We start from the raw sequence: 22,864 nt of genomic DNA, 5'->3' as shown, positions 1-22,864 counted from the left end.
GGCGCGGCGGGTCACGACGTGCGCGTCGCGCGTTCGCCGTCCATCGCGCGGCGCAGGCTCGCGGGGCGCATGTCGGTCCAGACGGTCTCGATGTGCGCGAGGCAGTCGGCTTTCGGGCCGCGCACGCCGACCTCGCGCCAGCCGGCCGGCACGGGCCGGAACGTCGGCCAGATCGAATACTGTTCTTCGTCGTTGATGACGACCGTGTAGACGAGGTCGTCGGTATCGGCGGAAGGCGTCGTGGCTTGCGTCATGATCGAAAAAACGGGAAGCGGTTGAAGGATGCGAAGCGGCAAGTGACCGGACCGTCGGATCGTTGGACCGTTGAATCGGCCGCTCCTGTCTTGAAGACGATTGGCCGGCGCGTTTTTTTACCGTCGCCGCGCGCGGCCGCCGAGAAACACCGGGCACGCGACGCCGCGATGGCATGCGTCGAGGCATTCCGCGCAGTGCCGCTCCGCGTCGCGCACCATGAAATGCACGAGGGTTTGCGACACGTTCAGCGCGCGCGCCGCGGTCTGCAGCGTCTCCTCGCGCAGCCGCACCATCTCGAACGCCGCGCGGCTGCGCGCCGGCAGGTCGTCGAGCGCGGCCCATACGCGACGCAGCGTGTCGCGCGTCAGCAGCGCGGCCTCGGGCGTCGGTTCCGGCGACGGCACGTCGAAGCCGTCGTCCTCTTCCGTGTGATAGACGTTCTCGAGGCTTTGCCGGCGGCACGCGTCGATCGACGCGTTGCGCACCATCCGCGTCACGTACGCGACCGGCTGGCGCACGGCGTCCTGGTTCGGGAATTCGACGAGCTTCACGAACACGTCGTGCACGACGTCCTCGGCCCGGCTCGCACAACCGACGAAGCCGCGCGCGACGTTGACGAGCATCGCGCGATGGGCGATCAGCACGTCGAGCAGCGCGCCTTGCGCACGCGGCTGCGCGCCGCGATGCGCCCGCGGTGCGGGACGTGACGGGAGGTCCGGACAACTGCCGAGGAACGGGTTCGCCGCTGCGGCTGCCGGCCGTTCGAGCACTTCCGCCATTGCCATCGATCTGCTCCGTCAGATTTCGAGATAGCGCAATTTAACGTAAACGCAAATCATTCTCAATACGATTACGAAATGCCCCTGCAGACCGTCAGGATTTGTCTGATTAATTGACGGGATCCGTGTTTTTGTCGGACGGGATGGCTGCCGCGCAGCGGTGGCGTGGGGAAAGCTTTTCGCGGGAAGGAATTGGCATGGCACCGTAAACGGCCCGCGGCGCCTGGTGGGTGTGGCGCGGCGTCGGGAGCGCCGCAAAGAAGCGCCGGCATGCCGGCGCTTCTTTCGTGGCGCGCGCGGCGCGTCCGGCCGCGCACGCAGCGCGCGTCAGTAGATGAACAGCCGGATCGTTGCGGTTGCATCGAACCGCCCGATCTTCGGCGGCCCGAACGACTTCAGCACCGCGTCCATCCGCACGCTTTGATTCATCACGTTCGACGGAAACTGCGCGAGCGTGAACTGCTGGTTGAACGGAATCGCGTTGCCCTTGCTGTCCTCGATGCCGATCCCGAAATTGCTGTCCTTCGCCGGCACCAGCAGGCCGTTCTGCAGCGGATAGCTCGTTTCGAAATAGCCGTCGACGCGCACCGCGACGTTGCACTTCTTGGACAACGACAACGAGAACGGCTTGCGCGGTACCGCGGGCAGGAAGCCGTTACCCACCGCCTGCACCTGTCCGAAGTTGACGATGCCCGGTTCGGGCGTCACGAGCACGTCGACGAAGCACGGCGTCGGCTTGAGGTTGCGCAGGCCGCTCAGGCGGTACTGGAAGCTCGTGCCGAATGCATTCAGCCCGAACTCGCCGTCGAACTGGAACACCGTGTAGATATCGCTCGGCGGCTGGACCCAGTTGCCCTTCTTGCGCACGACGACCTGGTAGTCGATGCTGATGCGGGTCTGCTCGCAACGCCTGTGATCGAAGTCTTCCCTGCTGCACGGCGGCACCGCATAGCCGGTAAACACCCCGCCGCCGCGATTGCTCGTCTTGTCGAAGTAGTCGACGCCCTTGTAGCGGATGCCGATCTCCAGCCCCCACGCGGCCGGGTTCGTGCGATTCGGATTCGCGTAGAAATAGATGTTGTCGACGACTTTCAGGCTGTCGGCATCGCCGAGGTCCTTGTAGCAATACCCCGACGTCGTGCGGACCGGCGACACCCAGATCACGTAGCCGTCCGGCGCGTCGGTCGGATACGACGCCACGCCGCCGATCGGCTCGGTCAGCGAGGTCGCGCCGCTGTTCGTCAGGCATCGCAGCGCCCACGCCGGCTGCGCCGCCGCGACCAGCAACGCAAGCACGAGCCAGCGCAGCCATGCTGCCGGCCATTGCCGTTCGCGCATCCCGCCGCTCATCGCTTCACGCTCTTGCACGCACCGGCATCGCACGCGTATTCGACCGCCACCTGGCCGCCGTAATCGTCGATATGCGTGACGAACAGCGTCGACGGCGTCGCGGCCTTGAACGGCACGCCGGCCGTGCTCATCGGGCTCACCATCACCGGCTCGATCGGCACCGGCGTCTTCTGCGCGCCGGCCGTCACCTCCACCACCGTCACGTGATACGGCGTCGGGTTGTCGAACACGAGCGTGTGCGCGGCCGGGTCCACCCGCAGCGTCATCGGCAGCGTCCAGTCCTCGTCGCGCGCGGGCTGCACGGCCTTCGGCCGGTAGAACAGCTTCATCTGCGTATGCAGCGCGATCTGCAGCGTGTTCGGTATATCGGACTTCGGCGGCACTTCGCGGATGTTCAGGTAGAACACCGATTCGCGATCGGCCGGCAGCGCGGCACCGGGCAGCTTCGCGATCCGCAGCACGTTGCGCTCGTTCGCCTCGATGCGCTGCAGCGGCGGCACGACCATCAGCGGCGACGCGATCTTGTTGCCCTTCGCGTCCTCGAGCCACGACTGCACGAGATACGGATACGTCGTGCTCTTGTTCGTGATCGTGACGATCGCGGCCTGTTCGCCTTCGTTGAAGATCACGCGGGTGCGGTCCGGGACGATCGCCGCGTGCGCGACACCGGCGAGCAGCGCGCTCGCCGCGCTCAGCATGCACGACGCGCGTCGCAGGAAGGAAAGGGAGAAAACGTGGTTCATCGCTGGATCCGTGAAATCATCGTTCGATCCGTGCGGCCGCTGCGTGCGACTCGCCGGATGCCTGGCACGTCACCGGAATCGGCGTGCCTTCGAGTTGAAGCTGGTTCGGCAGCACGTCCACCGTGCACAGCGTGCGTTCGCCCGCGCGCACCGCGAGCGCCGATTTCGGCTGAACCTGGGTCAGGAACGCCGCGCCGCCCTCGCCGACGATGCCGAGCTCCTTGCCGTTCGCCGCGTCCTGCACCGATGCGCCGAACGGCAGCGGCTTGCCGGCCGCGTCGGTCAGCGTCAGGTACAGGTTGCTGCCGCGCGCCGCCGAAAACCTGACGAAGCCGATCGCGCCGTCGGTCAGCACCATGCGCTGGATCGGGTTCGATACCTGCACCTCGAGCGGCAGCTTCTCGACGTTGACGGTCGCGTCGTACACGTTGTACGGCGAGATCCCGTCGAGCACCGCATAGCCGCGCGAGTCGGTGTGCGTGAGCGTGCCGGACAGCGGCACGTCGCGCACGCCGTCGGTCGAGACCAGGAGGCGCGTATCGCCCGCGTTGCCGTTCGCGTGTGCGGCGAGCCCGTACTGCGTCGCGACGAGCGAGCCGTCGACCTCGAGCGACGCGGCCGCATACGCGTTCGCGACCGTCGACGCCTGTGCGGTCAACTGGACCGTCGACGTGCGCTGGCGGAAACTCGCGTTCGCCGATGCGCGGCCATCGGTCGCGCCCGCGTTGACCTGGTAGGTGCGGCCGTCCGGATCGTCGTAGATGTAGCCTGCGTTCGCGCTCGTGCTGCCGTTGCCCGTCGTCAGGTTCGACGTGACCGTGTGACGACCGCCGATCGGCAGCGTCGCGGTCACCGAGAACTGGTTGCCGCTCGTGCCCGCGCTTTGCGTACGGAACGCCGACAGGCTGACGTTCAGGTTGCGCAGCGCACCGATCGAGAACGCACGCGTCAACGTGAGGCCGATGCGCTGCTCGGACGAGCGCGCCCAGTAAGTCGTCTGGTCGTACGAAAAGTAGGTCGACGTATCGCCGAAGCGCTTCGACAGCGTCGCCGAATAGCGCTGCTTGCTGTTGGCGAGGCCGTATGCGGTCGGGTCGCCCGAGAACTGCGCGAAGTTCGTGTATTCGCGCTCGGAAAAGCGGTAGCCGAAAAAGCGCACGTCGGCATCGAGCGTGTCGAAATGCTTCGAATAGTTGATCCGGTACGAGTTGCCGTTGCGCGTCGCGCCGTTCCACCACAGGCGCGCACGCGCATGCGTGACGTCGGCCGAGACTGCGCCGAACGTGCCGAAATCGCGGCCGACACCGAGCGCGATCGACGTATAGCCCGACGCGGCGATGAAGCCGCCGTACACGGTGAAATCCAGCGGCAGGCCGTACGCCGCTTCACCGAAACCGAAGAACGGCGTGATGCCGGCACCACCGAACTGCCGCGGCTTGCCGACCGCGGCCTTGTAGCGCAGCTGTCCGGTGCGCGCGAGAAACGGCACGGCGGCCGTCGTCACCTGGAAGCGCTGCACGCTGCCGTCTTCTTCCTCGACCGCGACGTCGAGCGTGCCCTGCACGCTCGTGTTGATGTTCTGCAGCGCGAATGCGCCCGGCGACACGCGCGTCACGTACAGCACGCGGCCCGCCTGCGAGACGGTCACGGTCGCGTTGGTGCGCGCGACGCCCGCGATCAGCGGCGCATAGCCGCGCAGCGAAGGCGGCAGCATGCGGTCGTCGCTGCGGATCGACGCGCCGGTCAGCGCGAACGTGTCGAAAATGTCCGAACTCAGGTAGTCGTCGCCGAACGTCACCGTCGACTGGATCGACGGCAGCGCACGAAATGCGTAAAGCCGGCTGAAGCGGAACGTGCGATCCGCGTACGCGCTGCTGCCCGCGTTCGACTGCGCCTGGTAGTCGCCGCGAAAGCGCCACGCGTCCCAGTTCGCGCCGATCGTTCCGTAGGCCTGGATCGAATTCGTCTGCTCGCCGCCCGAACCGAAGTTGCGGTTCGTGTTCGCGATCACGCGATAGTCGAGCATCGCGCCCGGAATCCCTTCGGACCAGCGCTCAGGCGGCAGGTAGTTCGAATCGGTGAATTCGAGCGCGGCCTGCGGAATCGTGATCTTGAGCCGACCGTCGCTCTTCAGGTAACGCACGGTGGCGCCCTCGATCGAGCCGAGATCGACGCAGCGACCGCCCTGGAAGCGCGGCAGGTCCTTCGCGAGCGACGGCTTCAGCCCGAACTGCGCGACGAGTTCCGGAGGCAGGCACGGCTTGCCTGCGCCGGACGGGTCGAGCGCGATGAACTGGATCGCCTGCAGCCCGTAGAACAGGTCGTTGACCTGCACGTCGAGCATGTATTCGCCCGGCAGCGTGAAGTCGGCCTGCGCGAACTGCGACAGGTCGACGTTGTTCGAGCCGTCGATGTCGAGGAACGACGAATTGAATTCCGTCGCATGGCTCTGGCTGCCGACCACCAGCACGGAGACGCAAAGGAAGGAATGTCTGATTCGCACGCGGTGCTACCGGAAGTCCGAGAAAAACTGGGCAGGAAGACAAGCCGGAGAAAGGGTGCGCGCACCCCTCCTCCGTGACGGCCGCTTACTGGTAGCGAACCGTGAAGTTCGCGACGCCGTCGGCCGTACCCGGCGTCACGTCGGCTGCCGTCGCTTCGTAGCGTGCGGCGAAGCGCACGGTGTTGTTGCCGTTCTGCAGCAGGGTTGCAGCGGCCTGTTCGACGCCGTTGTCGAGGTCTTCGCCCGTTGCGCCCTGTACGCGGATGCCGACGTTGGTTGCCGAGCCGATCGTGGCGAGCAGCTTCGGCTGGGCCGCGTTCGACGTACCCGTGAACGTGAAGAATGCGTTCTTCGAGATGCTGGTGTCGCAGTCGGTCAGGACGATGTCGAACTTGACCGGCTCCGACTTGTCGCCGGCCTTCTTGAACGTGTGGGTCGGCACCTTGCCGAGGTTCACGGTCTGGTTGACCGAACCCGAGTCGATACCGCACGCGCCCGCGACGATCTCGCCCGTGAAGTTGATCGTGCCGGTGCCGGCTGCGAAGGCCGAGGTGGACAGGGCTGCGAGTGCGACAGCGGCCAGGAGGGATTTTTTCATGACGTTTTCCGTGAGAATTGCAAAGGGAATGGACGACGTGGCGGATACAAAAGGCAGCGTGTGGTTGGCTTCCGTCCGTCACGAGGCGGCATTATCGAGATATGAATGAAAGAATTCTGTAAAGCATTGTCAAATCGCAAATGACAATCTTCGCCTTGCGTACTTTCAAACCCACTGTTTCCTTGAAATTCTCAATCACGATATTTTCATCCGCAGTCCTTTTTGATTTTCTAGAACCGACTGAAAATTAAAGACATTTCCTTTTTGGGGTCGCTTATTCCCCGCCCTTCCTTGCTGGATATGGCTTCGACGGATTACCAATCAAAAATGCCAAAATTCTGTCCGATCCTGCCATCGTTGCCCGACCGCAACGAATGCATTCATCGATTTTCAACTGAGAGGAAATTAACAGCCGATTTTCGGTGCTGTGGATTTCTCGCGCAAACGATTGCGCAATCCGCACAAACGTTTTACCGCGACATTTCGTCACCCGTCATTATTCCCGATACAAGAATCAATTGAATCGTCAACCCGGGATTAAAAGCCGCATGTAATGCCGTGCGCCGTCTCGGCATTCGGCGTACCTGCGCGACGACGCGCACGCGACGTTTCGGCGCCCTGGATGGAATCGAAAAAGGAGGAAGTCCGGCACGCTCGGGGCCGTGTGACGACGCGATCGGTCGCCAGGATGCGTGACGGGTTGAAGGCGCGCTTCAGCTCGACAGCGGGGAGAAACTACGTGGATGACGACGACGCGCGGATGCGTTCATCGTCGATCGGTGCCGATGGCCGGATGGACGCCACACCGGCCGGGGTGGCGACGACACATCGCAATGCGCGATCGCCACCCGCACGGCTACCGGATCACGCGGCGGCCTCCGCGGCTGACGCCGGCGTCCACCCGCCGCCCAGTGCTCGATACAGCGCAATCGCATTCGCGAGCCTCAGTTCCTTGAGCCGGATCAGTTCCTGTCCCGACTCGTACGTGCTGCGCTGCGCGTCGAGCAGTTCGAGATACGTCGCGACGCCGCCCGCGTAACGACGCTCGGCGAGCTTCAGCCGCGCGCCGTCGGCCGCGTACACGTCCTGCTGCGCGGCAAGCTGGCGATCGATCCAGTCGCGCGCGGCGAACGCGTCGGCCACTTCGCGAAACGCGGTCTGCACGGTCTTCTCGTATTCGGCGACCGCGATGTGCTTGCGCGCGGTCGCGACGTCGAGATTCGCGCGATTGCGGCCGCCCGCGAAGATCGGCAGCGTGATGCGCGGCGCGAACGTCCACACGCTCGTGCCGCCCGCGAACAGGCTCGAGAACGCGTCGCTGACCGAGCCGTAGTCGGTCGTCAGCGCGACGCGCGGGAAGAACGCCGCGCGCGCGGCGCCGATCTGCGCGTTCGCGGCCTTGAGCCGCGACTCGGCCTGCCGGATGTCCGGCCGCCGCTCGAGCAGCGCGCTCGGCGCGCCGGGTGCCACCGGCGCGATCGCGAGCGCGTCGAGCGCGGTGCCGTCGGCCGGCACCGTGCGCGCGAAATCGCCGGCAAGCAACTGCAGCGCGCGCACCGACTGCGCGTGTTCGCGCTGCAGCGCGGCCTGCGACGCACGTGCGGACGCGACCAGCATCTCGGCCGAGCGCAGCTCGATCGCATCGCTCGTGCCGGCCGCATAGCGGCGCTGCGTGAGCGCGGCGATGCGCTCGCGTGCGTCGAGGGTGTGCTGCGCCAGCGCCAGTTGTGCGTGCAACGACCGTTCGGAAACGTACGCGCCGGCGACTTCGGCAATCACGCCGATGCGCACCGTGCGCTGCGCGTCGGCCGTCGCGAAATACTCGGCGAGCGCCGCATCCGACAGGTTGCGCACGCGGCCGAACAGGTCGAGCTCGTACGCGCTGATACCCACGCCGGCGCGATACAGCCCGCTCACCGCGCTCTCGCGCACGACCGGGTCGTACTGGCGCGTGCGCTCGTAGCCGAGGTTCGCGTCGAGCGACGGCATCAGGTCCGCACGCTGCACGCCGTACAGCGCGCGCGCTTCGTCGAGCCGGCCGGCCGCGATCCGCAGGTCGCGATTGTTCGCGAGCGCCGCGTCGATCCAGGCCTGCAGCGCCGGGTCGGTGAAATATGCGCGCCAGTCGTCGAGCAGCGCGGCATCGGCAGGCGCCGCGACCGACGCCGGCTGCGTGCCGCCGTCGACCGGCGCATAGCTGGCCGGCACCGGCGCCGCCGGCCGCTCGTAGCGCGGCGCGAGCGAGCAGCCGGCGAGCGCGAACGCGAGTGCCGCGGCCAGCGCGACCGGGGCCCGCGGCGTCGAGCGCGCCTTCAGGTGAAACGTCATTGCGCACCCTCCATCGTCGCCGGCCGCGACCCGCCGCGCCGGCGCGGGCCGACGTCGAACAGGCGGCCGACGATCACGAAAAACAGCGGGACGAGGAATACCGCGAGCACCGTCGCCGTGATCACGCCGCCGAGCACGCCGGTGCCGATCGCCATCTGCGCGCCGGACGCGGCGCCCGATGCGAACGTGAGCGGCAGCACGCCGACGCCGAATGCGAGCGACGTCATCACGATCGGCCGCAGCCGCAGGCGCGCGGCCTCGAGCGCCGCGTCGACGAGCGACATGCGCTGCGCGACCAGGTCCTTCGCGACTTCGACGATCAGGATCGCGTTCTTCGCGGACAACCCGATCGTCGCGATCAGCCCCACCTTGAAGTAGATGTCGTTCGGCATCGCGCGCAGCGTGACGCCGAGCACCGCGCCGATCACGCCGAGCGGCACCACCAGCATCACCGCGAACGGAATCGACCAGCTCTCGTACAGCGCCGCGAGCGCGAGAAACACGACGAGCACCGACAGCGCGAACAGCATCGGCGCCTGTGCGCCCGACAGCCGCTCCTCGAACGACTGCCCCGACCACGCGTAACCGATGCCGGCCGGCAGTTTCGCGGCGAGCCGCTCGATCGCGGCCATCGCTTCGCCGCTGCTGTGGCCCGGCGCGGCCGAGCCGTTGATCGTGAACGACGGATAGCCGTTGTAGCGCGTGAGCTGCGGCGGCCCGAGCGTCCAGTGCAGCGTCGCGAACGCCGCGAGCGGCACCATCTCGCCGCGCGCGTTGCGCACGCGCAGCTTCTGCACATCGTCCGGATCGAGCCGGTGCCGCCCGTCGGCCTGCACGATCACGCGGCGCACCTGCGTGCCGTGCATGAAGTCGCCGATATAGTCGGAGCCGAACATCACCGCGAGCGTCGTATTGATCTCGTCCATCGACACGCCGAGCGCCGACGCCTTGGCACGATCGATGTCGAGCTTGAGCTGCGGCGCGTCCTGCGTGCCGGCGAACATCAGGTCGGTGAGCGCCGGATCCTTGCCGCCCGCCGCGAGCAATTGCTCGCGCGCGGCGCTGAACGCCGCATGGTCGAGCCCGCCACGGTTCTGCAGCCGGAAGTCGAAGCCGCCCGTCGAACCGAGATCGGGCAGCGCCGGCGAGTTCATCGCGAACACCGTGGTGTTCGCCGTGCCCGCGAAGCGCGCGTTGATGCGCGCGACGATCGCCTGCACGTGATCGCGCCCGGCCTTGCGCTCCTTCCAGTTCTTCAGCGTGACGAAGATCATCCCGCCGTTCGGCCCCTCGCCGTACAGGTTGAAGCCGCCGAGCGCGAACGTGTACGCGGCCGGCTCGTCGCGACGAATGTACGATTCGACCTCGCGCACGCTCTGCATCGTTTCCGCGAGCGGCGTGCCCTGCGGCCGGATCACCATCACCATGAAGTTGCCCTGGTCCTCGTCGGGCAGGAACGCGCTCGGCAGTTGCGTGAGCATCAGCGCGGCCGCCGCGGTCAGCGCACCGTACACGACCAGCCAGCGCAGCGGCTTGTTCAGCATCGCGCCGACGCGCGTCGCATAGCGCTGCGTCGAGCGCGCGACGAAGCGGTTGAACCAGCCGAAGAAACCGCGCTTTTCGTGATGGTCGCCGGATACCGGCTTGAGCAGCGTCGCGCACAACGCGGGCGTCAGCGACAGCGCGAGAAACGCCGAGAAGCCGATCGAGACCGCGAGCGCCAGCGCGAACTGCCGGTAGATGTTGCCCACCGCGCCGCCGAAGAACGCCATCGGCACGAACACCGACGTCAGCACGACCGTGATGCCGACGATCGCGCCGCTGATCTGCTGCATCGCCTTGACGGTCGCGTCGTAGGGCCCGAGCCCTTCCTCGACCATCAGTCGCTCGACGTTCTCGACGACGACGATCGCATCGTCGACGAGGATGCCGATCGCGAGCACCATCCCGAACATCGTCAGCACGTTGATCGAGAAGCCGGCCGCATGCATCACGCCGAACGTGCCCGCGAGCGCGACCGGCACGACGAGCGTGGGGATCAGCGTCGCGCGCAGGTTCTGCATGAACAGGAACATCACGAGGAACACCAGCACGCCGGCCTCGACGAGCGTCGTGACGACCTTGTTCATCGACACGCGCACGAACGACGACGTCTCGTACGGGATCTGGTATTTCACGCCCGGCGGGAAGTAGGCGGACAGCGCGTCCATCGCCGCGCGCACGCGCTGCTCGGTGGCCACCGCGTTCGAGCCCGGCGCGAGCTTGATGCCCATGCCCGTGGCGACCTTGCCGTTCACGTACGACGGATAGTTGTAGTCGTTGCCGCCGAACTCGATGCGCGCGACGTCGCGCAGGTAGAGCGCGGCGCCGTCCGGCTGCGTGCGCAGCGCGATCGCGCCGAAGTCGGCCGGCGTCTTCAGCGGCGCGTCGGCGAACACCGTCGCCGCGATCGGTGCGCTGTCCGGCACCGCGCTGCGGCCGATGTCGCCGACCGTCACGCGCGCGTTGTGCGCACGCACGGCCGACGCGATGTCCGACGCGGTGAGGCCGTGCCCGGCCAGCTTCACCGGGTCGGGCCAGATCCGCATCGCGTATTCGGCGCCCCAGAACTGCACCCGGCCGACGCCGTCGACGCGGCGCAGCGCCTGCACGACGTTCGCCGACGCGTATTCGCCGAGCTGCACGTCGCTCATCCGGCCGTCGTCGGACGTCAGCGACACGACGAGCTGGATGTTGTCCGCGGCCTTCTCGACCTGGATGCCGTCGCGCCGCACGGGTTCGGGCAGCCGCGCCTCGACCGTCTTCAGCCGGTTCTGCACTTCGACGGCCGCGAGATCGGCGTTGACGCCCTGCTTGAACGTCAGGTAGAGCGATGCCATCCCGGCGCTGCTCGTCGCGGACGTATACAGCAGCCCCGGCGCGCCGTTCATCTCGCGCTCGATCAGCGCGGTCACCGATTCCTCGACGACCTGCGCGGACGCACCCGGATACGTCGCATAGATGCTGACGACGGGCGGCGCGATGTCCGGATACTGCGCGACGGGCAGCGCGCGAATCGCGAACACGCCGCCGAGCATGATGAAGAGTGCGATCACCCACGCGAAGACGGGGCGATCGATGAAGAAACGTGCCATGTTGGTCTATGTGAACCGGTCAGGTTTGACGGGCGGCCGCCGGTGATGCGGCCTTCGCCGACGAGGCCTTCGTCGGCGAGGCCTGCTCGACGGGCTTGACGGTGGTATCCGGCGCGAACTGCGCGGCGTTGTCGACGATCACGCGCTCGCCGCCCGCGAGACCGCGCGTGATGCGCCAGTCGCGGCCGCTCATCCGGTCGGCGGCGACTTCGACGTCCTTCACCTTGCCGTTCTCGTCGACCACGCGCACCGATGTGCGATCGGCCGTGCGCAGCAGCGCATCGCGCGGCACGAGGATCGCGCGCTGGTCGACGGCCGCGTCGAGCGCGATCCGCACATACGCGCCCGGCAGCAGTTCGCGCTCGGGATTCGGGAACAGCGCGCGCATCGCGACGGTATCGGTGGTCGGATCGACCGCGAGATCGCTGAACAGCAGCTTGCCCTTCAGCGGATACGCGGTGCCGTCGGCGCGCAGCAGCGTCACCGTGACGTCGTGCTGCGCGATGCCCGTCGCGCGCCCGCTCTTCACCGCGCGGCGCAGTGCGTCGACGTCGGCCGCCGGCTGCGAGAAATTCACGTAGATCGGGTCGAGCTGCTCGACGGTCGTGAGCGGCGTCGCCTGGTCCTGGCCGACGAGCGCGCCTTCGGTCACGAGCGCGCGCCGGGCGCGGCCCGAAATCGGCGCGGTGACGGTCGCATAGTCGAGCTGCAGTTGCGCGCGGGCGAGCTCGGCCTGCGCGGACGCGACGTCGGCCTTCGCCTGCGTGTCGCCCGCGACGGCCTCGGTGTGATCGCGCTCGCTGACCGCGCGGTCGCGCACCAGGTCGTCGTAACGGCGGCGCTTGTCGCTCGCCGCGAGCGCGGCGGCCTGCGCCTTCGCGAGCGCCCCTCTCGCTGCGTCGCGCGCGGCCTTCAGCGGTGCGGGGTCGATGCGGAACAGCACCGCGCCCTGCTTCACTTCCTGGCCTTCCTCGTAAGTCCGCGCGGTGACGATGCCCGCGACCCGCGCGCGCACTTCCGCCTGCCGATATGCGTCGAGCCGGCCCGGCAATTCGACGGTCATCGGCACGGCCGTCGGACGCACCGTCACGACCGTCGCGTTCTGGATGGCCTCCGGCGCCTTGTCCCGTTCGCCCTTTCCGCAGCCGGTCGCGGCCAGCACGGCCGCGAGCGCGAACGACGCCAGCCGCAGGCGGCGCCCCAGGGAGCGTTTGTTATTCATGTGCTGACCTCGGATCGTTCGCCGCCGATACAATGCGGCGGCTCAGGGTGGCCGATTATAATCAGTCACGACTGATTAAATACAGGCGGTCGTCATCCGGCCGCCATACTGTCTCAATAAAACGACAGCGAACTGTAAGGAAATTCACGACATGGCCCGCAAGACCCGGGAAGAATCGCTCGCCATCAAGCACCGGATCCTCGACGCCGCCGAGCTCGTGCTGCTCGAAAAAGGCGTCGCGCAAACCGCGATGGCGGACCTCGCCGAGGCCGCCGGAATGTCGCGGGGCGCCGTGTACGGCCATTACCGCAACAAGATGGAAGTGTGTCTCGCGATGTGCGACCGCGCATTCGCGCGTACGTCGGAAGGGTTCGACGCGGTCGACAGCCTGCCCGCGTTCGCCACGCTGCGCCGCGCGGCATCGCATTACCTGCGGCAATGCGGCGAGCCGGGCGCGATGCAGCGCGTGCTCGTGATCCTCTATACGAAATGCGAGCAGAGCGAGGAGAACGGCGCGTTGCAGCGCCGCCGCATGCTGCTCGAGCTGCAGATGCTGCGCATCACCAAGGCGCTGCTGCGCCGCGCGATCGCGGCCGGCGAACTGGCCGCCGATCTCGACGTGCATCTCGCGGCCGTCCATCTCGTGTCGCTGCTCGAAGGCGTGTTCGCATCGATGATCTGGACCAACCGCTTGCGCGGCAATCTGTGGAACGACGCGGAAGCGATGCTCGACGCCGGCTTCGACGCGGTCAGGACATCCGCCGCGCTGCGCGTGCGCGCGCAAAAATTTCCTGTCTGACGAAAAGCCGCGCAATAAATGCTGATTTAACCCGATTTACCGCAGTGCGAAACGAATGAGCCGACCCTCTTTAAAATTTTTAACGTTTCGCGGAACATCGGTAGACTGACGCTGTCATCTTTCTTTAGCGTCTTCGTGATAAACCGGGTTCGACCCGGAAAGGTCACGCCGCCGTTCGAAGCGGGCCTGCCCGCGAGTTGGGTCGAACGGAAACGACACAGGCCCCTGGCGGGGCCTGTTTTGTTGCACGCCCGTCGCCCGCCCCGTCGTCACCCGACGGATCTGCCGCCGATGGTTCCCGCCCACACCTCTTTGAACCGCTTTTCCTGGATGTGGACACCTTTGGTCAAGCCTGCCGCAATTCCTGATGCTTTCGCGCCCGGGCGCGCGCAGCGCCTCGTGCGCGCGCTCGTGCCGGCCGCCGTGCTCGGCGCCCTCGCCGCCTTCGGTCTCGCCGCCGCGCTGCCGGCCGTCTCGCAACTGCCGGGCGCCGTCGACTCGGGCACGGCCGCGCTGCCGCAGCGCGTGCTGTCCGACACGCCGTTTCCCACCGCGCAGCATTTCGTGACGAGCGAACTCGCGCGCACGATCGGCGAGCGCAACGAACGCGACGAACGCCCCGACCGCAACCTGCAGCCGGGCCTGTTCGCGCCGCTCAGCGCGCACCGCAACGACATGCTCGGCTATACGAGCCTGTTCCAGCTCGCGCCGCCCGAGCAGCAGCACGGAATGCGCGCGGGCGACATCGAACTCACGCTGTCCGATACGCTGAACCGTCTCGACGTGCCGCCCGAAGTGCGCATCCAGCTCGGCGATCTCGTCACCGGCAAGGTCGCGCTGCGCGCTGGCGCGCAGCGCGGCGACTACTACCGCATCGCGTACGACACCAACAACGGCACGCCGCACCTCACCGCGCTCGAGCTGCGCGTCGCGGGCCGCACGTTCGGGGCGATCTGGTTCCGCGCGCCGGGCGCCGACCACGGCGCGTACTACACGCTCGACGGCGCGCCGCTCGAAGCGGCCGCGTTCACGATGCCGGTCAAGTGGACGCGCATCAGCTCGTTCTTCGGCGAGCGCGTCCACCCGCTGTCGCAGGCGATGGCATTCCATACCGGCGTCGACCTCGCCGCACCGTCCGGCACGCCCGTCAATGCGGCGGCCGACGGCATCGTGTCGTTCGTCGGAACCGATCCGGGCGGCTACGGCCACTACGTGATCGTCGATCACGCCGACGGTTATTCGACCTACTACGCGCATTTGTCCGCGTTCGCGCGCGGGCTGAAGACCGGCGAAACCGTCAAGCAGGGCCAGCGCATCGGCTCGGTCGGGATGACCGGCGCGGCCACCGGTCCGCACCTGCATTTCGAAGTGCGCGTCGCGAACGACCCGGTCGATCCGCTCGTCACGCTCGCGAGCGCGCAGACGGGGCTGTCCGACATGCAGCTCACCGCGTTCCGCCAGGAAGCGGCGCAATGGCGCTTCCGCCTCGCGTCGATCAGTACGACGCCGTTTGCATTCGCGCAGAGCGACGGCCCGCTGTGGGGCGATTTCGCGACCGGTCCGTCGACGCTGCGTTCGGTGTTCGATACGCACTACAGCGCGTCCTGACGCTGACGCGCTGAAGTGCTGAAGTTCTCAAGCACCGAAGTTCTGAAGCACCTTCACGCCCGTCGCCGCTCGCTCGGCGACGACGCGGCCCGCTGCGGATAGCCGCACGCTCTCACCTTCATCACCGGAAACGCGCCGCATGCATCGCACGCGGCGCGCACGCCGTCACCGCACCTGTTCCGTGCGTTCAGCCGCAGCCCGCGCGATGCGCTCCGCGCGAGGACGACGCGACAGCAACCAGCGCGCCGCACCGTCGAGCGACGTGCACAGCACCAGATAGATCGCCGCGACGAACAGGAAGATCGGCGCCGGATACACCATCAGCCGGTTGTTCACCTGCGTCGCGACGAACGACAGTTCCGGCACGCCGACGATATACGCGAGCGACGTGTCCTTCACGAGCGCGACCCACTGGTTGACGAACGACGGCGTCATGATCCGGATCGCCTGCGGCAGCAGCACGTAGCGCACGGTCTGCCAGCGCGTGAGCCCGAGCGACAGCCCCGCCTGCCACTGCCCGTCGCCGGCCGCGACGATGCCCGCATGCACCGCATGCGCGAGATACGCGCCGCCGATCAGCGCCAGCGCGCACACGACCGTCGCGAGCCCCGGCACGTCCATGTGCAGCAGCATCGGCATCAGGAAGTACGTCCAGAAGATCAGCATCAGCACCGGAATCGCGCGAAAGAAGCCGATGAACGCGAGCAGCAGCACGCGCAGCGGGCCGCGCGCGAGCGCCATCGCGACGCCGAGCGCCACGCCCAGCACCGCCGATGCGATGGCCGACGCGATCGCCAGCACAAGCGACAGCGCGGCGCCGCCGAGCGGGCCATCCGGGAATGCGCCGACGAGCAGGTACGGCAGGTTGTCGAGCAGGAGCGAGAGATCCATCGTCAACGCCTCGCCCCGAGCCGGTCGCGCCATTGCGTGGCCGCGTAGGCACCGGCCTCGATCGCGGCCACCGCGGCGACGTACAGCACGGTCGCGACACCGAAGGCGGCAAAGGTCTTGAACGTCTCCGTCTCGACCTGCCGCGACGCGTACGACAGCTCGGCGACACCGATCGCCATCGCGAGCGACGAGTTCTTCACGAGATTCATGTATTGGCCGAACAACGGCGGCAGCGCGATGCGCACGGCCTGCGGCAGCACGACGTAGCGCAGCGACTGCATCGGCGTGAGGCCGAGCGCCGCGGCCGCATCATGCTGCGCACGGCGCACGCCGCGCAGCCCGGCTTCGCATTCCTCGGCGACGAACGCGGCCGTGTACGCGCTCAACCCGAACCAGCCCGCGACGAACTCGAACGACGGCCATGCGAGCGTGAACGGGCCCGCGCTCAGCTGATGGCGCGCGTTCAGCCATGCGACCCATGTGTCGGGCAGCAACGACGCGACGCCGAAATACCAGAACAGCAACTGCACGAGCAACGGCGTGTTGCGGAACGCGACGACATAGCCGGCCGCGAGCGTGCGCGGCGCCGTTCCGCGCGGATGCCGCATGACGGCGAGCAGCAGTCCGCCGACCGTCGCGGCGAGCGCCGACGCGGCCGCAAGGCCGAGCGTCAGCAGGAAGCCCTGCCAGAGCCAGGACAGATATTTGGGAGCCAAGCCGAGCATGGTGGTGCGGGCGCGAAGCAAGCGATCAAGAGAAACGAAAAACGCCGCGATCCCCGCGCACCGGCACGACCGATGGCGGAGCGCGGCGCGTCCTGCATGCGACTCAGGTCTTGTCGCCGATGCGGAAGATGCGCGTGAGCGGCGTCTTCGTCGTCGGACCGAACCACGCGTCGTAGATCTGGCCCGCGCGGCCATTCGCCTCGAGCCCCTTGAGCGTGTCGTTGACGAAGCCGAGCAGGCGCGTCTCGCCCTTCGGCACGCCGACGCCCATGTAGTCGTTGGAGATCGTGAATGCCGGGATCTCGTAGTTCTGCTTGTCGGGCACGTTCGCGAGCAGGCCGATCAGCTTCGGCCCGTCCTGCGTGATCGCCTGCACGTTGCCGGCGCGCAGCGCGGCGAATGCGAACGGCGTGTCGTCGTACGCGACGATCGTCGCCTTCGGGAATTTCTCGCGCAGCGTGATCTCGTTCGTCGTGCCCTTGTCCGCGCCGACGCGCAAGCCGTTCAGCTGGTCGGCCGATTTCAGCACGCCCTTCTTCGCGAGAAACTGCTGGCCCGACGAGAAATACGGGATGCTGAAGTCGACCTGCTTCGCGCGCTCGTCGGTGATCGTGAAGTTCGCGAGCACCAGATCGACCTTGCCGGAGGTCAGGAACGGAATGCGGTTCGCGGGATTGGTCGGCTGCAGCTGCAGCTTCACGCCGAGCTTGTCGGCCAGCGCCTTCGCATAGTCGACGTCGAGGCCGACGATGTGATTGCTCTTGCCGTCGACATAGCCGAACGGCGGATTGCTGTCGAAGGTCGCGACGCGCAGCACGCCGGCCTTCCTGATGTCGTCGAGGCGGTCCGCGTGCGCGACCGTGCCGGCCGTGACGAGTGCGGCCCCGACGAGCCACGTAGCGAGAGTGTGGAGTTTCATGAGCACGACCTGATTTGTTATGAAGGCCGGCGCGGATCGCGCGGCGGCCGGTTCGAGGAACATCGCGACGCTGTGTGTCGTCGCGAAGCCGCTAACGTATCAGCGCGTGCGGCGATTCCGAACCAACAAATGGTGCTTTGCTCTGCGGGTTTCGTGATGAGGCTTGCAGCGGCTGCATGCGGCGCATGCGCACAAAAAAACGCCCGCTGCACGCAGCGGGCGCGAATCCCAGTCAAGGAGGTGTCACACGAACTACGCGTTCAGAATAAGCGCATCGTCCGCTGCGGACAACGAAGCGATTCCGATATCGATATCGTGCGCCCCGCGATGAGCTTGCACGCGCCCATGCGAAAACGTCACGCATAAAAAAACGGCGCTCCGCCTGCATGGCGGAGCGCCGTCCCGTTGCACGTTGCCGGTCGATGCGGGCAGCCCGGCGGGCTGCCCTGCCGATCACGGTTCGTGACGCAGGTACCCTTCCTTGCTCGGATCGCGCATCCGCCACGACACGATCAGCGAGATCGCGCACAGCACCGTCACGTACCAGTAGAAGGTTTCCTCGCTGCCGATCGACTTGAACCACAGCGCGACGTACTCGGCCGAACCGCCGAAGATCGCGTTCGCGACCGCATACGACAGGCCGACGCCCATCGCGCGCACTTCCGGCGGGAACATCTCGGCCTTGATGAGGCCGCTGATCGACGTGTAGAAGCTGACGATCGCCAGCGCGATCGTGATCAGCACGAACGCGGCCGTCGGGCTCGTGACGGTCTTCAGCGCGTGCATCAGCGGCACCGTGCCGATCACCGCGAACGTGCCGAACAGGATCATCGACGTGCGGCGGCCGATCTTGTCGGACAGCGCGCCGAACACCGGCTGGATCAGCATGTAGACGAGCAGCGCGACGGTCATCACGTTGCTGGCCGTCTTCGCATGCATGCCGGCCGTATTCACGAGGTACTTCTGCATGTACGTCGTGAAGGTGTAGAAGATCAGCGAGCCGCCGGCCGTGAAGCCGACCACCGTGAAGAAGGCGCCCTTGTGCTGCCACACGCCGCGGATCGTGCCCGCGTCCTTCTTGTCACGCGATGCGCTCGTCGACGTCTCGTCGAGCGATTTGCGCAGGTACAGCGAGATCAGCGCGGCCGCCGCCCCGCAGACGAACGGAATGCGCCAGCCCCACGCCTTCAGCTCGTCGTTCGACAGCGCCTGCTGCAGGATCACCAGCACCAGCAGCGCGCACAGCTGGCCGCCGATCAGCGTCACGTACTGGAACGACGCGAAGAAACCGCGCCGCCCCTTCAGCGCGACTTCGCTCATGTAGGTTGCGCTCGTCCCGTATTCGCCGCCCACCGACAGCCCCTGGAACAGGCGCGCGACCAGCAGCAGCGCCGGCGCCAGCGCGCCGATCTGCGCATAGGTCGGCAGCACCGCGATCACGAGCGAGCCGCCGCACATCATCAGCACCGAGATCATCATCGCCGTGCGACGGCCGTGACGGTCGGCGATGCGGCCGAACAGCCAGCCGCCGATCGGACGCATCAGGAAGCCGGCCGCGAACACGCCGGCCGTGTTCAGCAGCTGCGTGGTCGTGTTGCCGCTCGGGAAGAACGCCGGTGCGAAGTACAGCGCGCAGAACGAGTAGATGTAGAAGTCGAACCACTCGACGAGGTTGCCCGACGAGGCGCCGACGATGGCGAACACGCGCCGCCGGGTGTCATGCGCGGACAGCGCAGCTTGGTCGGTCTGGACGTCCATGGGTTGGTCTGTTCCTTTTAGTGCTTTCTGGGCGAGACGGCTCGCGGGCCGTCGCGTACGGTCGCACGTGGCACCGGTTCCGGCGGCACGGCGCTACGGGATTTTAGCGAAATGTAAAGTAACGGGCTTTCCGGGTTCGTCCGGATGTAGAAAATTTTTCTCCCGGTACGCGTTCGTCATATGAAAACGCCAGCCCTCAGGCTGGCGTCCGGTGCAAACTGCTCTCGGGCGATCGTCAGACGCGCACCTCCGGCGGCACGTAGCGGCACTCGTAGCGCTTGCGCACGGTCCCGGCCTCGTCGACGCTTTCCAGGAACACGTCGAACTGCCAGAGCCGCGCCATGTGCTTGAGCACTTCCTCGCTGTCGTTCGACAGATGGCGGTTGTCGGTCATGAAATGGCGCAGCGTGAGGCTGCGGTCGCCGCGCGTGTTCACGGCCCACACCTGGATGTTCGGCTCGCGGTGATGGATGTCGTACTGCCGCGACAACGCCTGCCGCACGTACTGGTAGCCGGACTCGTCGTGGATCGCCGACACCTCGAGCGAATCGCGCATGTCGTCGTCGAGCACCGAGAACAGCCGCATCTCGCGGATCAGGTTCGGCGACAGGTACTGCGCGATGAAGCTCTCGTCCTTGAAGTTGCGCATCGCGTAGTGCATCGCCGGCAGCCACGGGGTGCCCGCGATCTCCGGAAACCACTTGTAGTCCTCTTCCGTCGGCGCCTCGCAGATCCGGCGGATGTCGCTCATCATCGAGAAGCCGAGCGCATACGGGTTGATCCCGCTGTAGTACGGCTTCGTGACGGGCGGCTGGTAGACCACGTTGCTGTGCGAGTGCAGGAACTCCATCATGAAGCCGTCTTCCAGCTTGCCCTGGTTGTACAGCGTATTCAGCAGCGTGTAGTGCCAGAACGTCGCCCAGCCTTCGTTCATCACCTGCGTCTGCCGCTGCGGATAGAAGTACTGGCCGATCTTGCGCACGATGCGGATCACTTCCCGCTCCCACGGCTCGAGCAGCGGCGCGTTCTTCTCCGCGAAATACAGCAGGTTCTCCTGCGGCTCCGGCGGATAGCGTCCTTCCTGCTCCTCCATCTGCTCGGGCTTCTTGCCCGGCAGCGTGCGCCACAGCTCGTTGACCTGCGACTGCAGATACGCCTCGCGCTCGCGCCGCAGCGCGGCCTCCTTCGACAACGACGGCTTCTGCGGCCGCTTGTAGCGGTCGACGCCGTAGTTCATCAGCGCATGGCACGAATCGAGCAGTTCCTCGACGCGATCGAGGCCGTAGCGCTCCTCGCATTCGGCGACGTAGTTCTTCGCGTACACGAGATAGTCGATGATCGCGTGCGCGTCGGTCCACAGCCGGAACAGGTAGTTGCCCTTGAAGAAGGAGTTGTGCCCGTACGCCGCGTGCGCGATGACGAGCGCCTGCATCGTCATCGTGTTCTCTTCCATCAGATACGCGATGCAGGGATTCGAGTTGATGACGATTTCGTACGCGAGGCCCATCTGGCCGCGGCGATAGCTTTTCTCGGTCGCGAGGAAGTGCTTGCCGAACGACCAGTGGCGATAGTTGACCGGCATCCCGACCGACGCGTACGCATCCATCATCTGCTCGGCGCTGATCAGCTCGAGCTGGATCGGATAGATGTCGAGCTCGTACTGCTCGGCGACCTGCGAGATGTGCGTGTCGTATTCCTCGAGCAGCTCGAACGTCCAGTCGGACGGGCACGGCAGCGGCTTGCGTTCGGCAACGTTCATACGCGCTTCCTTCTGCCCGGCACCGGGCAAGTCGGCGGCCGGCGCCGCCGGTTCGGTCCGGCCGCTTTGCTGCGATGCGGCAGGGCCGGCCGTGTCGTCGCCGGAAGGGCGCGGCGCGTAGCCGCGCGACTCGTTGTGCAGATGGCGGGTCGTCATGACATTTCCACCTGCTTTTCGAACAATTCGCGAAACACCGGGTAAATATCGGCAGCCGATTCGACTTTCTTCATCGCGAGGTGCGGTTGCGACAGCGCCAGCTGTGCGTACTCCAGCCACAGGTTCTGCTCTTCCGGGGCGACCTGGATATACGCGAAGTAACGCGTCTTGGTGAGGATATCCTCTTCCAGGATTTTGCGACACTTCGGCGAATCGTCAGTCCAGTTGTCGCCGTCGGACGCCTGCGCGCCGTAGATGTTCCACTCGGTCGGCGAGTAGCGCTCGTTCATCACCTTGCGCATCAGTTCGAGCGCGCTCGACACGACGGTGCCGCCGCTTTCGGTCGAATGGAAGAAGGTGTCCTCGTCGACCTCCTCGGCGCGCGTGTGGTGACGGATGAACACGACCTCGATGCGCTCATAGTTGCGCTTCAGGAACAGGTACAGCAGGATGAAGAAGCGTTTCGCGAGATCCTTGCGCTGCTCGTCCATCGAGCCCGACACGTCCATCAGGCAGAACATCACGGCCTGGCTCGACGGTTGCGGCTGCTTCACGCGGTTGATGTAGCGCAGGTCGAACGGATCGATGAACGGGATCCGCCAGATGCGCCCCTTCAGATGATGGATCTCGGCCTCGAGCGTCGCGATATCCTCGCGACGGTCTTCCGGATCGAGCTTCATCACCTCGAGCCGCGCTTCGAGTTCGCGCAGCTCGTTGACGAGCGGCGAACCGAGCGCGATGCGTCGCCCGAGCGCGCTGCGCAGCGAGCGCACGACGTCGATGTTGTTCGGCGTGCCTTCCGCCGACCAGCCCGCGCGCACGTTCTTCCAGCTCGGCACCGTCAGCAGGTGCGTCTTCACGAGGCGCGGCAGTTCGAGGTCGTCGAAGAAGTACTGCATGAATTCGTCGCGGGACAGCTCGAACACGAAGTCGTCCTGCCCTTCGCCTTCGTTGCTCGCCTGACTGCCGCCGCCGCCCGAGCCGCCCTGCGGACGCGGAATCTTGTCGCCGCGCACGTAGTCCTCGTTGCCCGGGTGCACGTATTCGCGACGCCCGCCCGGCGCGTGCCGGAAATTCGGCTCGGCGATGTCCTTGCGCGGAATCGTGATGCTTTGCGTGCTCTGGATATCCTTGATGCTACGGTCGCGCACCGCGTCGGACACGGCACGACGAATGTAGTTCTTGACGCGACGCAGAAAGCGTTCGCGGTTGGCGATGCTCTTGTTCTTGCCGGCCAGCCTGCGGTCGATGATTTGATGAAGCACTCCCGGTCTCCCGCTCGAAAGTCGATCTGCCGGGGCACTCGCCGCGCATGCCGTCTGCCGTCATGCGGGCGG

Annotated in this window: 17 protein-coding genes; 2 read left to right on the top strand and 15 right to left on the bottom strand. The window is 66.6% G+C overall.

Translation table 11 applies throughout. The features are described 5' to 3' along the window. Window positions 1–11: 11 nt before the first annotated feature. From DIE02_RS12755 to DIE02_RS12715, 9 genes are all read right to left on the bottom strand, one after another. On the bottom strand, window positions 12–254 hold the full coding sequence (locus tag DIE02_RS12755; RefSeq protein ID WP_044843583.1) for an MbtH family NRPS accessory protein: 243 nt from the start codon (window positions 252–254) through the stop codon (window positions 12–14). A gap of 117 nt (window positions 255–371) precedes the next feature. Beyond that, the gene (locus DIE02_RS12750) at window positions 372–1,040 is read right to left on the bottom strand and encodes an RNA polymerase factor sigma-70 (protein WP_044843584.1); all 669 of its coding nucleotides are present in this window, start codon (window positions 1,038–1,040) and stop codon (window positions 372–374) included. A 321-nt stretch (window positions 1,041–1,361) separates the two neighbouring features. Further along, on the bottom strand, window positions 1,362–2,384 hold the full coding sequence (locus tag DIE02_RS12745) for a fimbrial protein (protein ID WP_124485720.1): 1,023 nt from the start codon (window positions 2,382–2,384) through the stop codon (window positions 1,362–1,364). Continuing rightward, window positions 2,381–3,127, bottom strand: a complete 747-nt coding sequence (locus DIE02_RS12740; RefSeq protein WP_124485527.1) for a molecular chaperone — start codon at window positions 3,125–3,127, stop codon at window positions 2,381–2,383. Before DIE02_RS12740 ends, DIE02_RS12745 begins: the two co-directional genes overlap by 4 nt. Window positions 3,128–3,143: 16 nt before the next feature. Then, complete coding sequence (locus tag DIE02_RS12735; protein WP_124485721.1) at window positions 3,144–5,597, bottom strand: fimbria/pilus outer membrane usher protein; 2,454 nt, start codon at window positions 5,595–5,597, stop codon at window positions 3,144–3,146. Between the two features lie 118 nt (window positions 5,598–5,715). Beyond that, complete coding sequence (locus tag DIE02_RS12730; RefSeq protein ID WP_044843588.1) at window positions 5,716–6,228, bottom strand: fimbrial protein; 513 nt, start codon at window positions 6,226–6,228, stop codon at window positions 5,716–5,718. Window positions 6,229–7,092: 864 nt separating this feature from the next. Further along, window positions 7,093–8,556: an efflux transporter outer membrane subunit gene (locus tag DIE02_RS12725; RefSeq protein WP_124485528.1), complete on the bottom strand. Its 1,464-nt coding sequence runs from the start codon at window positions 8,554–8,556 to the stop codon at window positions 7,093–7,095. Continuing rightward, window positions 8,553–11,690, bottom strand: a complete 3,138-nt coding sequence (locus DIE02_RS12720; RefSeq protein ID WP_124485529.1) for a multidrug efflux RND transporter permease subunit — start codon at window positions 11,688–11,690, stop codon at window positions 8,553–8,555. Before DIE02_RS12720 ends, DIE02_RS12725 begins: the two co-directional genes overlap by 4 nt. A 19-nt stretch (window positions 11,691–11,709) precedes the next feature. After that, window positions 11,710–12,912, bottom strand: coding sequence for a MexX/AxyX family multidrug efflux RND transporter periplasmic adaptor subunit (locus DIE02_RS12715; RefSeq protein WP_124485530.1), 1,203 nt, complete (start codon window positions 12,910–12,912; stop codon window positions 11,710–11,712). A 151-nt stretch (window positions 12,913–13,063) separates the two neighbouring features. Between DIE02_RS12715 and DIE02_RS12710 the strand changes: the two genes are divergently transcribed. Next, entirely contained in the window at window positions 13,064–13,711 is a 648-nt protein-coding gene (locus DIE02_RS12710; protein WP_124485531.1) for a TetR family transcriptional regulator, read from the top strand. Between the two features lie 330 nt (window positions 13,712–14,041). After that, window positions 14,042–15,319 carry a M23 family metallopeptidase gene (locus DIE02_RS12705; protein ID WP_124485532.1) on the top strand — a complete coding sequence of 426 codons (1,278 nt, stop codon included), beginning with the start codon at window positions 14,042–14,044 and terminating at the stop codon, window positions 15,317–15,319. Between the two features lie 165 nt (window positions 15,320–15,484). Here DIE02_RS12705 and DIE02_RS12700 read toward each other — a convergent pair whose 3' ends face one another. From DIE02_RS12700 to DIE02_RS12675, 6 genes are all read right to left on the bottom strand, one after another. Beyond that, the gene (locus DIE02_RS12700; RefSeq protein WP_124485533.1) at window positions 15,485–16,210 is read right to left on the bottom strand and encodes an amino acid ABC transporter permease; all 726 of its coding nucleotides are present in this window, start codon (window positions 16,208–16,210) and stop codon (window positions 15,485–15,487) included. Window positions 16,211–16,212: 2 nt separating this feature from the next. Continuing rightward, window positions 16,213–16,935, bottom strand: a complete 723-nt coding sequence (locus DIE02_RS12695; protein ID WP_124485534.1) for an amino acid ABC transporter permease — start codon at window positions 16,933–16,935, stop codon at window positions 16,213–16,215. Window positions 16,936–17,038: 103 nt separating this feature from the next. Then, window positions 17,039–17,854, bottom strand: coding sequence for an ABC transporter substrate-binding protein (locus tag DIE02_RS12690; protein WP_124485535.1), 816 nt, complete (start codon window positions 17,852–17,854; stop codon window positions 17,039–17,041). A 453-nt stretch (window positions 17,855–18,307) separates the two neighbouring features. Then, window positions 18,308–19,612: an MFS family transporter gene (locus DIE02_RS12685; protein ID WP_124485536.1), complete on the bottom strand. Its 1,305-nt coding sequence runs from the start codon at window positions 19,610–19,612 to the stop codon at window positions 18,308–18,310. 235 nt (window positions 19,613–19,847) lie between these two features. Next, the gene (locus tag DIE02_RS12680; RefSeq protein WP_044843597.1) at window positions 19,848–21,527 is read right to left on the bottom strand and encodes a SpoVR family protein; all 1,680 of its coding nucleotides are present in this window, start codon (window positions 21,525–21,527) and stop codon (window positions 19,848–19,850) included. Beyond that, entirely contained in the window at window positions 21,524–22,792 is a 1,269-nt protein-coding gene (locus DIE02_RS12675; protein ID WP_044843598.1) for a YeaH/YhbH family protein, read from the bottom strand. Before DIE02_RS12675 ends, DIE02_RS12680 begins: the two co-directional genes overlap by 4 nt. Window positions 22,793–22,864: the final 72 nt, after the last annotated feature.

The organism is Burkholderia sp. Bp8991 (assembly GCF_003853795.1).
Taxonomy (GTDB): domain Bacteria; phylum Pseudomonadota; class Gammaproteobacteria; order Burkholderiales; family Burkholderiaceae; genus Burkholderia.
The sequence above is the reverse complement of the archived record's forward strand: the minus strand, read 5'-3'. Positions and strand labels throughout refer to the sequence as shown.